Here is a 14,001-nt window from a genome sequence, read left to right on the forward strand (position 1 = left end):
GAACGATCAAGGGCTGACTTTTTTACGCGGCACGATTTTCCTCAGTAATTGCTTTGCCTTCCCACGCAACCGCGCCAAACCTGAATCTTTCCCCGGCGGGCTCAAGCCCTGTTGCCGCACCCAATCCTTCCAGCGAATTCGCTCATCGCGCACCAGCCAGCCTTCCTGCCGGGCAAAACTCTCTGCCAGGTATAACCCGCGAGTGCTCGCCGGGTACAACTGATCTTTTTTCAAGGTATACAACTCGGCCATCGGCTGACCGTCCTGCAAAGGCATCAGGTACAAGTCGGGGCGCTTGCGATCGAGGCGGGCCACCAGTTGATCGCCTTCCAGCCGCTCATCGACATGAAACAGGCTCAAGGACTTGGCTTCTTTCGGCACGTCCAGGCGCAAGTCATAGATCAATTGCAGCGACGCTGTAGGCAGATGCACGTAAGCCCGCGGCCGTTCAATCAATTGAAGATTGGCGCAGCGCACGGGCCGCGCCGAGCCGGACAACGGCGTCAGGCTGAACGGCAGGGCCTCGCGGTAATGCAGGGCCGTGGCGTAGGGTGCCGGCAGCCAGGTGTTGTTGAAGCGTCCGCCGAGCCAGCCTTCGGGCGTTTCCAGCAGGCACTCTTCGGCAATTTCCTGGATCGCCGTGTGCAGCGGCAAGTTCAGCTCATGGGCCGGAACGTACCCGGAGATCAGCTTGAGCACCACGTCGCCACGGTCTTGCCGACGCTGACGCACCAACACCCAATAATCGCGATTCTGCCAATGCAGGGTCAGGCGCACCGAGACACCGAGATTGGCCAGTTCCAGGGCAAATCGCTCGGTGCTGGCCACCGTCACGGGGCGGCGACGTTGCAGGGTCTGGGAGAAATTGAGCGGCATTCCGACGCTCTGATAGCTCAAGCCTTCGGGAGTCGCTTCGACGTACAACGGCAGGGTCTTGAAGTTGCTCGGGTTCTTTCTTATGAGCGTACGCGGCATGTCGGCTCCTGCTTAAGGCCGCGTGGGGCGGCATCAGTTTCTACGTAGGACCTGGGCAACAGTCGCAACGTTGTGGGCGAGGTGCAGCGGATTGATGGTCCCGACGATAGCACTGGCAACACCCGGATGTTCAAACAACAACTCGAAGCTGGCGCGCACTGGGTCCACACCTGGACTCAGGCACACATGACCGCTGGCGAGGGCTTTTTTGACCAGAATGGCTTTGCCGTGTGCAGCAGCATAGTCAATGACGGGCTTCTCGTACTGGTCGTTCAGATTGTAGGTGACCATGGCGCAATCACCTTGCTCCAGAGCCTTCAAACCACCGGCGACGGTTTTACCGGAAAAACCGAAACCGCGAATTTTACCTTCGGCCTTCAGCACGGCGAGGGTCGCATAAACCTCACTGTCATTGAGGATCGACAGATCGTTACCGTCTGAGTGCACCAGCACCAGGTCGATAAAGTCCGTTTCCAGGCGTTGCAGGCTGCGCTCTACGGACAGCCGAGTGTGGGCAGCGCTGAAATCATGGCTCGACTGGCCATCACAAAACTCTTCGCCGACCTTGCTGACAATCACCCAGTCTTGACGCTGGCCGCGCAACAGCGGGCCAAGGCGTTCTTCGCTGCGGCCATAGGCCGGGGCGGTGTCGATCAGGTTGATGCCCATGTCACGGGCGAGCTTGAGCAGGCTGCGTGCATCGTCATCGTCGGGGATCTGGAAGCCGTTGGGGTACTTCACGCCTTGGTCGCGGCCGAGTTTGACGGTGCCCAGGCCCAGTGGCGAAACCAGCAGGCCGGTGCTGCCCAGTGGGCGATGCAGGTCGTGCAGGGTCGGTTGGCTCATGGCAGCAGTTGCTCCCAGGCCGGCACGCCCATCGGCGGCTTTGGCAGTGGCGGCAGCGGGGCGGTCTGGCTTGGCTGGATGCCGTCACGCGTCAGGCTGGCGATGACCCGGTCGGCGAAGTCTGGCGCCAACGCCAGTTTGGTTGGCCAGCCCACCAGCAGCCGACCTTGTTCGGCGACAAACGCATTGTCGGGACGAATGAGCCCCGATTGCAGCGGCTCGGCGCGGTCCACGCGCAAGGTGGCCCATTGCGCTGTGCTCAGGTCGATCCATGGCAGCAACTGACCGAGCTCATGCTGGGCCGTGGCGATTTGCTCGGCGGGTTCGCGGGCAACGCCTTCGGCTTCGGCGATATCGCCACCCATGTACCAGACCCATTGACCATCGGCCGCCGGGTGAGTGGTCACGGTCAGGCGTGGTTTGGTGCCGCCGCCCAGGCAATGGGCGTACAGCGGTTTGAGACCCGGGCCTTTGGCGATGATCATGTGCAGCGGCCGTCGCTGCATGGCGGGTTGGCTCAGTCCCAGTGCTTCCAGCAACGCCGCGGTGCCGCCACCGGCGCTGAGGACGATGCGTTGTGCACGAATCTCGCGGCCGTCCACCTTCAAGCCGACCAGCACGCCACTTTCAAGCAGCGGTTCGATGGTCTGCCCGGCGAGCAGGCCATCACCGGCCAGATCGGCCAGGCGCTGGATCAGGCTGGGCACATCGACCACCAATTCGGCCAGGCGATAGACCTTGCCCTTGAAGCGTTTGTCTTGCAGGGCCGGTGGCAATTGATCGCCCTTGACCTGATCGACACGCCCGCGCACGGCCTTGCTGGCGAAGAAGCTGGTGAGGTTGCCGGCGAGCGTGCCGGGGGACCAGAGATAGTGAGCTTCGGACAACAGGCGCACGCCGGACAGGTCCAGTTCGCCATCGCCCGCCAGCGCTTCACGCCAGCGACGCGGCATGTCGGCAATCGCCTCCGACGCCCCGGTCAGGGCGCCATGCAACGCGTACTTGGCGCCGCCGTGGATGATGCCCTGGGACTTCACACTCTGCCCGCCGCCGAGGCTGGCGCTTTCCACCAGCACGGTCGAAAAACCCTGGCGGCGCAGGCGCGCATTCAGCCAGAGGCCGGCGACACCAGCGCCGACAATCAGAACGTCGGTGGAAATAACGGATGGCATGCGGCGACCTCAGTGTTCAAGACGAGGTCGCAGTATACAGATTCATGCCAAGCGCTATGTAGCAGCTGCCGAAGTCCTCGCCTTCGATCTGTCTGAATTGTCTATGGTCAGTTTTTACGACTGCTTCGCAGTCGGACGCAGCCTTCGGCAGCTGCTACACAAAGTGGTGTATCAGTGGCCGGCGGTCTTGGAGAAGAGCTGGATCACCACAACGCCCAATACAATCAGCGCCATCCCCAGCATCGCCGGCACATCCAGCTTCTGTCCGTAGATAAACAGTGCCGCGACGCTGACCATCACGATGCCCATGCCGGCCCATACCGCGTAAGCGACGCCCACCGGCACGCTGCGCACCACCAGGGTCAGCATCCAGAAGGCGATGCCGTAGCCGACGATTACCAGTATCAGTGGCAGTGGGGTGCTGAAGCCTTTGACGGCTTTCATCGAAACGGTCGCGATCACTTCGGCGCAGATGGCGATGGCCAGGTAGTAGTAAGCGGTCATGGGTGCATCCTCGTGTGAAGTGTTGCTTTCTATGGTCGGCATTTTAGAGGCTGTTGAGATGCGGTAAAGTCATTACCTATCTGCCACGAAGATGGGTTGGCCTATGCAATGGAATCTTGAGCAACTGCAACTGTTTGTCAGCGTAGCGGAGCAGCGTTCGTTTTCTGCCGTGGCGCGTCTTCAGCGCAGGGCGCAGTCGGCGGTCAGCAGTTCTATTGCGTTGCTGGAAGAAGACCTGGGTGTCAGCCTGTTCGACCGCAGCAGTGGCCGTCAGCCGAAACTCACCGAGGCCGGCAATGCCCTGTTGGAAGAGGCGCGGGAAGTGTTGCGTCAGTGTGAGCGCCTCAATGGCCGTGCGCTGGCCATGATGCGCGGCCAGGAGGCGCGTCTGCGGGTGGCCCAGGATGAGGCCATGCCCTATCAGCCGATCATCGAAAGCTTTGAAGCCCTGGCCGAAAAATTTCCCAGCCTTGAAGTGCAACTGACCAGCGCTGCCCAAGGCGATGTGGCGCGCAAACTGGTGGAGCGTCGGGCCGATCTGGGTTTGCTGTTTTATCACGACCAGATCCCCGAAGCCCTTGAGCGGCGGGTGTTGGGCAGCGTTGAGATGGTCACGGTGTGCGGCGTCGGACACCCACTCGCCAAACAGGCTCAAGCTGATTGCCAGGCGCTGGCGCAGCATCGACAGTTGTTGATGTCCACACAGTCCAGCGTCTATCCCGGCAGTGAACCGGCCAGTCCGCAAGTCTGGCGCGCCGACAGCTTCTACGTGATGGCCGAATGGCTGGTGCGCGGTCTCGGTTGGGCGTGGTTGCCACGGCATGTGGTGCAGTACCCGGCGTATCAGGGCCTGATGGTTGAACTGGTCAGCGAATGGACACCGCCGGCGCTGGTGGTGGAACTGGTTTGGCGTCGCGATGAGCCGCTCGGCCCGGCGGCGCGTTGGCTAGCGGAACGTTTTGCCGTGCACTTGCAGACGATCGGCGAGAAAAGCCGATAAACTCCGCCGCCATGAATAGAACTCTCTACACCGCGCTGTTTTATCTGGGGCTGCCACTGGTAGCAATTCGGCTGTGGCTGCGAGCGCGTAAGGCGCCAGCGTACGCCAAGCGCATTGGCGAGCGCTTTTCCATCGGACTGCCAGCGATGAAGCCGGGTGGTATCTGGGTGCACGCGGTGTCGGTGGGCGAAAGCATCGCCGCGGCGCCGATGATTCGCGCCCTGTTGCAACGTTATCCACAGTTGCCCATTACCGTGACTTGCATGACCCCGACCGGGTCCGAGCGCATCCAGGCGTTGTTCGCCAATGAGCCGCGCATCCAGCACTGCTATTTGCCTTACGATTTGCCCTGTGCGGCGGCGCGTTTTCTTGATCGGGTCCGGCCTACGCTGGCAGTGATCATGGAGACCGAACTCTGGCCCAACCACATTCACCAATGTGCCAAACGTAATATTCCCGTGGCATTGGCCAATGCGCGACTGTCTGAACGCTCAGCCAAGGGCTATGGCCGTTTCAGCAAACTGACCCAACCGATGCTCGCCGAGATGAGCCTGTTCGCGGTACAGACCGAGGCCGAAGCCCAGCGCTTTCGCGAGTTGGGCGCCCGCCCGGACACCGTGGAAGTTACTGGCTCGATCAAGTTCGACCTGACCATCGACCCGCAATTGCTGCAACGTGCCGTCGAGCTACGCACGCAATGGCAGGCCCAGGAACGACCGGTATGGATTGCCGCCAGTACCCATGAAGGCGAAGACGAGGTGGTCCTTGCGGCTCATCGTCAGCTGTTGACCAATCATCCCGATGCCTTGCTGATATTGGTACCGCGCCACCCGGAGCGTTTCAACGCGGTGTTCGACCTGTGTCAGCAACAGGGCTTTACAGCGCTGCGTCGCTCCAGCGGCGAGCCGGTGACCTCGGCGACATCGGTGCTGGTGGGCGACACCATGGGCGAGTTGCTGTTTCTCTACGCCTTGGCCGACAGTGCTTTTGTGGGCGGCAGTCTCGTGCCGAATGGCGGGCATAATCTGCTGGAGCCGGCAGCACTGGCCAAACCTGTCCTGAGTGGCCCGCACCTGTTCAACTTCCTCGAAATCGCCGCGCAATTGCGCAATGCCGGGGCGTTGCAGGAGGTGGAGGATGCTGAAGGTCTGGCGCTGGCGGTGCAGCGGCTGTTCGAGTTGCCGCGCGATGCGCAGCGGATGGCAGAGGCGGGGTTGAAAGTGATGCGCACCAATCAAGGCGCGTTGCAGCGTTTGCTGGATGGGTTGGGGCGTTTGATCGGCCGCTAATGTGTCGCGAGGGGGCATGCCCCCTCGCCGCAAGTATTACTGGGTGGGCGGTCGTGACTTGAGTTGCTCTTCCGCGGCCTTGGCCAGGTCGGGCGGCAAGAAATCCTTGTCGGGGTTGTAGTCAGCCTTGAGGAAGCGTTTCAAGTCTTCCAGATCCCCCGGGTTCAGCGTGCCGGCCTGCTGCTTCAAGCGCAGGTTGTCGAGGATGTAGTCGTAGCGGGTGTTGTTGTAGTCGCGCACCGAGGTGTACAGCGAGCGCTGCGCATCCAGTACGTCGACGATGTTGCGTGTCCCCACCTGATAACCGATCTCGGTCGCTTCCACCGCACTCTGGTTGGAGATGATCGACTGCTTGCGCGCCTGTACCTGCTCAACGTCAGTATTCACCGCGCGATGCAGGTCGCGGGTGCTTTCGACGATTTGCCGACGCAAGGATTCGCGTTGCTGCTCGGTCTGGTCCAGCTGTGAGTACGATTGACGCACTTGCGAGGTGATCAGGCCGCCRCTGTAGATAGGGATGCTCAGTTGCAGTCCCACTGTCGTTTGCTCGACGTCGCCACCGTAGGCCTGGGGAAGGTTGTTCGGGTTGCTGAACCCCAGCGCGTCGTTGTCGCCTTTTTCATATTTCGCCACGGCGTCGAGGGTCGGTAAGTGACCGGACTTGCGCTGCTTGAGGGTTTCTTCGGCGGCACTGACGGCGTAGTTGCTGGCCAGCAAATTCAGGTTCTGCCGAGCCGCCGTTTCGACCCAGGCTTTGGCGTCGTTCGGTACCGGCGGCAGGATCGGCAGTTTATGGCTGATGCCCCAGATCGAGTTGTACTGACGGTTGGTCAGGGTGACCAGCGCTTCAAACGCGTCATCCACCTGACGCTGTGCAACGATTCGGTTGGCGCGTGCAGTGTCGTAGCTGGCTTGTGAGTTCAGCACGTCGGTTTTGTCCGACAGGCCAACGTCAAAACGCTCGTTGGACTGGTCGAGTTGGCGTTTGAACGCCGCTTCTTCTGCCTTGGTCGACGCCAGGTTGTCCTGTGTGCGCAACACATTGAAGTAGTTTTCAGCAGTTTGCAGGATCAGGTTTTGCTCGGTGGCCGAGAGTTGCAGGGCGGCCTGTTCATTGACTTCCTTGGCTGCCTGGAACTGGAACCAGCGATCGGCACGAAACAGCGGCTGTGCCAGGGTAGCCTGATACGAGCGTGCATTGCGGTTGGCCGTCGACGAAGGCTGATCGATTGCCGTGCGCACATTGGCAACGTCGGCGCCGCCCGAGAGGTTGGGCAGCAAGCCGGCACGCGCCTGGGGCACGACTTCTTTCTGGGCGCCGTATTGAGCGATGGCCGCCGCAAGGTCGGCGTTGTTGTTCTTCGCTTCCTGGTAGACGCTGACCAGGTCGTTCCTGGTCGATAAGGGCGCTTCTGCTGCCCAGGCCATTCCATAAGACGCACAAGACACGGCAAGGGCCAGTGAAAGTTTGCGCAGCATAGGCGTTCCCTAGAATTAATATTACATAAGTAATTTGAGCGCCAAGTCTGAGGCGCGGCTCGTACCACGTCAATGCATGGCTCGGCGTAGCGAGTGTAGTTGTGCACGAGGGCGGCAACAATCCTGTATGCGCCATTCATCATGGTGTTTGCAGCGGTGTTGGCGTTCTTTGCCGGTTGTGTCTAGACTGGCCGGGTTCTTGTCGGGGTGCCTTGCTATGAGGCTGAGATCGAATAATTTCGGATCCCGTTGAACCTGATCAGGTTAGCGCCTGCGTAGGGAACAAGATTTCTCGTCACCCGGCGAGTCCTCTTGTGCTTCGTCCGGGATGTTGTTCGACAATCGAACACCCCTCGAGCACTGAGCACAGCACAGCTGGTTTTCCCAGCGCACGTGCGTCCATTCGTTTACAGGTTCGCTCCGACAAAAATCCACTGCCTGGATGTGTTCGGAGAGCCCGTGATGACGATAAAACCAAAAAACATAACGAACCTGAGTGATTCGGCCCAAGTCGATCAACAATCGGTTCAGCCGTTTACCCGCTCGCAAAAAATCTATGTCCAGGGCTCTCGTCCGGACATCCTCGTACCGATGCGCGAAATCAGCCTTGATGTGACCCCGACGGACTTCGGCGGCGAGATCAACGCGCCGGTGGTTGTGTACGACACCTCGGGCCCGTACACCGACCCCAACGTCATCATCGACGTGCGCAAAGGCCTGGCCGATGTGCGCTCGCCATGGATCGAGTCCCGTGGCGACACCGAGCGCCTGGCGGGCCTGAGCTCCAACTTCGGTCAGGAACGCCTCGCCGATGCCGAGCTGACCAAGCTGCGTTTTGCTCACGTCAACAACCCGCGCCGCGCCAAGGCTGGCGCCAACGTCAGCCAGATGCACTACGCCCGCAAAGGCATCATCACCGCCGAGATGGAATACGTCGCCATCCGCGAAAACATGAAGCTGGAAGTGGCTCGCGCTGCCGGCCTGCTGGACCAGCAACACGCCGGCCACAGCTTCGGTGCCAGCGTGCCAAAAATCATCACTCCCGAATTCGTGCGTGACGAAATCGCCCGTGGTCGCGCGATCATTCCGGCCAACATCAACCACACCGAACTGGAACCGATGATCATCGGCCGTAACTTCCTGGTGAAGATCAACGGCAACATCGGCAACAGCGCTTTGGGTTCGTCCATCGAAGAAGAAGTGGCGAAACTGACCTGGGGCATTCGCTGGGGTTCGGACACGGTCATGGACCTGTCCACCGGCAAACACATTCACGAAACCCGCGAGTGGATCATCCGCAACTCGCCGGTGCCGATCGGTACAGTGCCGATTTACCAGGCCCTGGAAAAAGTCGGCGGCGCTGCCGAAGACCTGACCTGGGAGCTGTTCCGCGACACCTTGATCGAACAGGCCGAGCAGGGCGTTGACTACTTCACCATCCACGCCGGCGTCCTGTTGCGTTACGTGCCGCTGACCGCCAAGCGTGTGACCGGCATCGTTTCCCGTGGCGGTTCGATCATGGCCAAGTGGTGCCTGGCGCACCACAAGGAAAACTTCCTCTACACCCATTTCGAAGACATCTGCGAAATCATGAAGGCTTACGACGTCAGCTTCTCGCTGGGTGATGGCCTGCGTCCGGGCTCGATTGCCGACGCCAACGACGCCGCGCAATTCGGAGAGCTGGAAACCCTCGGTGAGCTGACCAAAATCGCCTGGAAGCACGACGTGCAGTGCATGATCGAAGGCCCGGGCCACGTGCCGATGCAGTTGATCAAAGAGAACATGGACAAGCAGCTGGAATGCTGCGACGAGGCGCCGTTCTACACCCTCGGCCCGCTGACCACCGACATTGCACCAGGCTATGACCACATCACTTCGGGTATCGGTGCGGCGATGATCGGCTGGTTCGGTTGCGCGATGCTGTGCTACGTCACGCCGAAGGAACACCTGGGCCTGCCGAACAAGGATGACGTGAAGACCGGGATCATCACCTACAAGATCGCCGCGCATGCCGCCGATCTGGCGAAGGGGCATCCGGGCGCACAGATCCGCGACAATGCCTTGAGCAAGGCGCGTTTCGAATTCCGCTGGGAAGACCAGTTCAACCTGGGCCTTGATCCAGACACTGCCCGTTCGTATCACGATGAAACCCTGCCGAAGGATTCGGCCAAGGTCGCGCACTTCTGCTCCATGTGCGGGCCGAAATTCTGCTCGATGAAGATCACTCAGGAAGTCCGCGAATACGCGGCCAACCAGCGGATCGACACCGTTGATGCCGACGTCGCCCAAGGGTTGGCGGATCAGGCTGAGCGGTTCAAGCAGGAAGGCAGTCAGCTGTACAAGAAGGTTTGATCTGACCGGCAGTGCCGGTCTCTCAAGGCTGGCGCTGTTTTTTTGTAGGAGCAAGGCTTGCCCGCGATGGCGTCCTCGAGATCGCCATCGCGGGCAAGCCTTGCTCCTATAGGTTCGATGATCAACACAACAACAAATGTCCCTCTGAGATAACACCCTTGAGCATTCAACCCAGTACCTATTCTCCCGATATCGCCGTGCCGACCGACAAGCGTGTCTTCGGCGGGCGCGATCTGTTTTCCCTGTGGTTCTCCCTCGGCATTGGCCTGATGGTGCTCCAGACCGGTGCGCTGCTGGCGCCAGGCCTGGGTCTGTCCGGTTCGTTACTGGCCATCTTCCTCGGCACGCTGGTCGGCGTTCTGCTGCTGGCTGCGGTCGGCGTGATCGGCAGCGACACGGGCCTGTCGTCCATGGCCGCGCTCAAGCTCAGCCTCGGCAAGCGTGGCGCGAGCCTGCCGGCCGTGCTGAACCTGCTGCAACTGATCGGTTGGGGCTCGTTCGAAATCATCGTCATGCGCGACGCCGCCAGCCTGTTGGGTGCGCGGGCGTTCAGCGAAGGCAGCCTGCTGTCGAATCCACTGCTCTGGACTTTGTTCTTCGGCGCCTTGGCGACCTTGCTGGCGGTCAGCGGGCCACTCACATTCGTACGGCAAATCCTGCGCAAGTGGGGCATCTGGCTGTTGCTGGCGGCGTGCATCTGGCTGACCTGGAACCTGTTTGCCAAAGCCGATCTGGCCGCTTTGTGGGCGCAGGCCGGCGATGGTTCGATGCCGTTCGCCGTGGGCTTCGACATCGCTATCGCGATGCCGCTGTCGTGGCTACCGCTGATTGCCGACTACTCGCGTTTCGGCAAGCGTGCGAAAAACGTGTTCGGTGGCACGGCCATTGGCTTCTTTATTGGTAATTTCTGGCTGATGAGCCTGGGCGTGGCTTACACCCTGGCGTTCGCGCCGAGTGGTGAAGTGAATGCCTTGCTGTTGGCGTTGGCCGGTGCCGGCCTGGGTATTCCGCTGCTGCTTATCCTGTTGGACGAGTCGGAAAACGCCTTCGCCGATATTCACTCGGCGGCCGTTTCCAGCGGGATTCTGTTGCGCTTGAAAGTCGAGCATCTGGCGCTGGCCATCGGCGTGATCTGCACGCTGATCGCCTGCCTGGCGCCGCTGGCCCAGTACCAGAATTTCCTGCTGTTGATCGGTTCGGTGTTTGCGCCGCTGTTCGGCGTGGTGTTGGTGGATCACTTCATCCTGCGCAAACGCAGTGCCCAAGTCGCGTCAGCCGCATTGCGCTGGCCGGCGTTGCTCGCCTGGCTGGGCGGGGTGAGCACCTATCATTTGCTGGCCAATCTGTATCCGGACATCGGTGCAACCCTGCCGTCATTGATTCTGGCAGGGCTACTGCAACTGGTATTGGGCCGAGCCTTCAGTTACGGCCGGGAAACAGCTCGGGCTTGATGATGCCGTTCAGGCGTGGGTAAGGGATCTTCAGTTCGATATGGCCCAGCGCGTAAGGCGCAATGGTGCTGGTTTCGTACTTGAGGATCACCCCGCCGTAGGTCAGCGCCACGTTCTGGGTTTTCTGGAACGGCCAGCTCTTCACGAACTCCGGTTCCTGATCGAGCTTGGTGCTGATCAACCAGCTGTTATGCGCGACTTGTGCCGCCTTCCAGAACGCCTCTTCCTGACCCGGAACCAGCATGTCCGACAGCGTCAGCACTTTGTGCTGCTGGCGTGAATAGTTGATAAAGCTGCGGCCCGGCGTGCCATGCGCGCCGCCGGTATCCAGGTAGCTGGAAAACTCGACGATCACCAAGCCGTCATGCTGCTCACGTACCTTGGCTTGCAAATAGCTGCTGGTGCGCGGGCTGGCCGTGCGCAAAAACTCATCGCGATAGGCTGCCAGCGTCAGTGCCACCGGGGCGTCCGGTGAGGTGCGCGTCAATAGCAGCAAGCGTTTTTCGACGATGCCGTCCAATTGCGGTTCGGCGGGAAAGTGCACGGTATCGATGTTCACCAGCGGGCAATCGGGGGTGGTGCAACCCGGTTTCAGGGTTTCGGCGGCATCGCGGGTCGTTTCCAGCGGCGCCCGGTAGTTGGGCTGAAACAGACTCTGGCAGGCGCCCAGCGTCAGGGCGATTGCGGCCACGGAGGCGATTTTAAAAAGCGACATGGGCGTCCTTTGTAAAACAGGGGAAGGCAAAAAGTTATCCGCTTCGACTATCAACGAAGCAGTCAGTTCGCCACTAAGCTAATTAGAGTTGGTTTCGCCCTCACCGTCTATCCCGCTGACGGGAAAGGGGCTGCATCAAATGTCGCGGGCGCGTTAGGATGGCGCGAAGTCGAGGTTGCAAGTCACAAAAAGGAACCTCGTAACGGATTTGCAGTAAAGAGGATTGTCATGACTGATTTTGCCAACGCCATTCCGACCGCCGTGGATATCGTGCGGCGCGAAAAATGCTACGAAGGCTTTTATAAGCTCGACCGTGTGCATTTGCGCCACGAACTGTTCGCCGGTGGCATGAGTCGCGAAATCGATCGTGAAGTGTTTGTTCGCCACGATGCGGTATGCGTACTGCCGTACGATCCGCAGCGCGACGAAGTGGTGCTGATCGAGCAGTTTCGCGTCGGCGCCATGGGCAAGACCGACAACCCGTGGCTGATCGAACTGGTCGCTGGTCTGATCGATAAGGAAGAAGTGCCGGAAGAAGTTGCTCACCGTGAGGGGCAGGAGGAAGCTGGGCTTGTGTTCGGGGCGCTCTGGCCGATGCTCAACTATTTCCCGTCGCCGGGCGGCAGTAACGAGTTTGTGCACCTGTTCCTGGGGCGCTGCGAAACCACCGGGGTCGGCGGCCTGCATGGGCTGGAGGAAGAAGCTGAAGATATCCGCGTCACGGTCTGGGCGTTCGAAGATGCCCTGCAAGCCGTGCGTGACGGACGAATTGCCAACGCGGCCAGCATCATTGCCTTGCAATGGTTAGCTTTAAACCGCGCTGAAGTGAGGGGGTTATGGTCGTAAACAAGCTGCGCGATCGTTATCGGGTGGACCTTGCGGGGCTGCAAGCTTCCTGCGAGGCCAACTACGCACGCTTGATGCGACTGTTGCCAGACATGCGCGACGAGCCGGCGGCGCGGCGCATTGCCGTGACTCACGGTGAACAGATGCTCGGCGTGCTGGCGCTGGAAGTGGTGCAGGTCTGTCCGTACACCACGACCCTGCAAGTGCGCCAGGAACACAGCCTGCCCTGGCTGCCGGTACCGCAACTGGAAGTGCAGGTCTATCACGACGCCTGCATGGCCGAAGTGGTCAGCGCCGAACATGCCCGGCGATTTCGTGGTGTCTATCCTTACCCGAACGCCTCGATGCATCAGCCGGACGAAAAAGCCCAGTTGAATATGTTTCTGGGCGAATGGCTGAGCCATTGCCTGGCCTGTGGGCACGAGTACGCTGTTGTGCGGTAGTTGTGAACTGCGTCAGGTTCACAAGTTTCCCCTTTTGAGCGTCCCCCAGCATAATTGCGGCACCTATCCACCCCCGTGATTCAGCCCTGGGAGAACGCCTTGCCGAGCGTATCCACATTGACCACCGCCGATCCGGCGTTGCTGGTGCAACTCTCCGACAGCCATTTGTTCGCCGAAGCGGACGGGACATTGCTGGGCATGAACACCCGGGACAGCCTGCAAAAAGTGATCGAATTGGTGCAGCTTCAGCAGTCGCATATCGACTTGATCATTGCCAGTGGCGATCTCTCCCAGGACGGAACGCTGGAGTCTTATCAGCTATTTCGCGACCTGACACGGCAACTCGACGCCCCGGCGCGCTGGATTCCCGGCAATCACGATGAACCGATGATCATGGCCGAGGCCGCAGTGCAGAGCGCATTGCTGGAGCCGGTGGTGGACGTCGCCAATTGGCGGGTCACGCTGCTGGATTCCGCCGTGCCGGGTTCAGTGCCGGGCTATTTGCAGGATGAGCAGTTGCAGTTGCTGGTTCGATCACTGAGTGAGGCGCCGGATCGGCATCATCTGGTCTGCTTCCACCATCATCCGGTGTCGATCGGATGTGCCTGGATGGAGCCGATCGGGCTGCGCAACCCTGAGGCATTGTTTGCGGTGCTCGATCGTTTTCCGCAGGTGCGGGCGGTTTTGTGGGGGCATGTGCATCAAGAGATCGATCAACTGCGTAACGGTGTTCGGCTGATCGCCTCGCCTTCGACCTGCATTCAGTTCGAGCCGGGGAGCGATGATTTCAAGGTCGGGGAACAGGCGCCGGGGTATCGCTGGTTGCGGCTGTTGCCGGATGGGCGGATCGAAACCGGTGTCGAACGGGTCACCGGGTTTGATTTTCAGGTTGATTACGGTTCCAGCGGCTACTGAGTTTTTGAGGGCAT

General features: G+C 60.4%; 13 protein-coding genes and 1 riboswitch. Of the genes, 7 read left to right on the forward strand and 6 right to left on the reverse strand.

The genetic code is table 11. The annotated features are described in order from the left end of the window. Window positions 1-6 precede the first annotated feature (6 nt). From AC1D2P_RS04395 to AC1D2P_RS04410, 4 genes are all read right to left on the reverse strand, one after another. Window positions 7-975 carry a metal ABC transporter ATPase gene (locus tag AC1D2P_RS04395; protein ID WP_077432358.1) on the reverse strand — a complete coding sequence of 323 codons (969 nt, stop codon included), beginning with the start codon at window positions 973-975 and terminating at the stop codon, window positions 7-9. Between the two features lie 33 nt (window positions 976-1,008). Continuing rightward, window positions 1,009-1,821 (reverse strand): aldo/keto reductase, encoded by an 813-nt coding sequence (locus AC1D2P_RS04400; protein ID WP_109785423.1) that lies wholly within the window; start codon window positions 1,819-1,821, stop codon window positions 1,009-1,011. After that, complete coding sequence (locus tag AC1D2P_RS04405) at window positions 1,818-2,993, reverse strand: NAD(P)/FAD-dependent oxidoreductase (RefSeq protein ID WP_477758525.1); 1,176 nt, start codon at window positions 2,991-2,993, stop codon at window positions 1,818-1,820. The genes AC1D2P_RS04400 and AC1D2P_RS04405 overlap by 4 nt, the downstream gene beginning before the upstream one ends. Before the next feature lie 171 nt (window positions 2,994-3,164). Beyond that, the gene (locus AC1D2P_RS04410; RefSeq protein ID WP_008027887.1) at window positions 3,165-3,497 is read right to left on the reverse strand and encodes a DMT family transporter; all 333 of its coding nucleotides are present in this window, start codon (window positions 3,495-3,497) and stop codon (window positions 3,165-3,167) included. A 103-nt stretch (window positions 3,498-3,600) separates the two neighbouring features. Here AC1D2P_RS04410 and AC1D2P_RS04415 point away from each other — a divergent pair, with 103 nt between their 5' ends. After that, on the forward strand, window positions 3,601-4,497 hold the full coding sequence (locus tag AC1D2P_RS04415; protein ID WP_046028353.1) for a LysR family transcriptional regulator: 897 nt from the start codon (window positions 3,601-3,603) through the stop codon (window positions 4,495-4,497). Between the two features lie 11 nt (window positions 4,498-4,508). Continuing rightward, entirely contained in the window at window positions 4,509-5,786 is a 1,278-nt protein-coding gene (waaA, locus tag AC1D2P_RS04420) for a lipid IV(A) 3-deoxy-D-manno-octulosonic acid transferase (RefSeq protein WP_109785425.1), read from the forward strand. 36 nt (window positions 5,787-5,822) lie between these two features. Here waaA and AC1D2P_RS04425 read toward each other — a convergent pair whose 3' ends face one another. Next, window positions 5,823-7,265, reverse strand: a complete 1,443-nt coding sequence (locus tag AC1D2P_RS04425) for a TolC family outer membrane protein (RefSeq protein ID WP_046028358.1) — start codon at window positions 7,263-7,265, stop codon at window positions 5,823-5,825. A 193-nt stretch (window positions 7,266-7,458) separates the two neighbouring features. Then, a riboswitch (TPP riboswitch) is annotated at window positions 7,459-7,564 on the forward strand. Window positions 7,565-7,727: 163 nt separating this feature from the next. Between AC1D2P_RS04425 and thiC the strand changes: the two genes are divergently transcribed. Both thiC and cytX read left to right on the forward strand, forming a co-directional pair. Then, window positions 7,728-9,617, forward strand: coding sequence for a phosphomethylpyrimidine synthase ThiC (thiC, locus tag AC1D2P_RS04430; RefSeq protein WP_046028360.1), 1,890 nt, complete (start codon window positions 7,728-7,730; stop codon window positions 9,615-9,617). A gap of 158 nt (window positions 9,618-9,775) precedes the next feature. Further along, entirely contained in the window at window positions 9,776-11,068 is a 1,293-nt protein-coding gene (gene cytX, locus AC1D2P_RS04435) for a putative hydroxymethylpyrimidine transporter CytX (protein WP_046028362.1), read from the forward strand. Here the strand turns inward: cytX and AC1D2P_RS04440 are convergent. Continuing rightward, a complete protein-coding gene (locus tag AC1D2P_RS04440) occupies window positions 11,037-11,783 on the reverse strand; it encodes an RsiV family protein (RefSeq protein WP_109785426.1) in 747 nt (248 codons plus the stop codon). The genes cytX and AC1D2P_RS04440 overlap by 32 nt on opposite strands. Window positions 11,784-12,011: 228 nt before the next feature. Here AC1D2P_RS04440 and AC1D2P_RS04445 point away from each other — a divergent pair, with 228 nt between their 5' ends. The 3 genes from AC1D2P_RS04445 to cpdA all read left to right on the forward strand — a co-directional run bounded on the left by AC1D2P_RS04445 (window position 12,012) and on the right by cpdA (window position 13,987). Next, the gene (locus tag AC1D2P_RS04445) at window positions 12,012-12,629 is read left to right on the forward strand and encodes an NUDIX domain-containing protein (RefSeq protein ID WP_109785427.1); all 618 of its coding nucleotides are present in this window, start codon (window positions 12,012-12,014) and stop codon (window positions 12,627-12,629) included. Beyond that, a complete protein-coding gene (locus AC1D2P_RS04450) occupies window positions 12,620-13,072 on the forward strand; it encodes a DUF1249 domain-containing protein (protein WP_046028368.1) in 453 nt (150 codons plus the stop codon). The genes AC1D2P_RS04445 and AC1D2P_RS04450 overlap by 10 nt, the downstream gene beginning before the upstream one ends. A gap of 99 nt (window positions 13,073-13,171) precedes the next feature. Then, window positions 13,172-13,987, forward strand: a complete 816-nt coding sequence (cpdA, locus tag AC1D2P_RS04455; RefSeq protein WP_109785428.1) for a 3',5'-cyclic-AMP phosphodiesterase — start codon at window positions 13,172-13,174, stop codon at window positions 13,985-13,987. Window positions 13,988-14,001: the final 14 nt, after the last annotated feature.

The organism is Pseudomonas sp. P1_F1_2 (assembly GCF_056405815.1).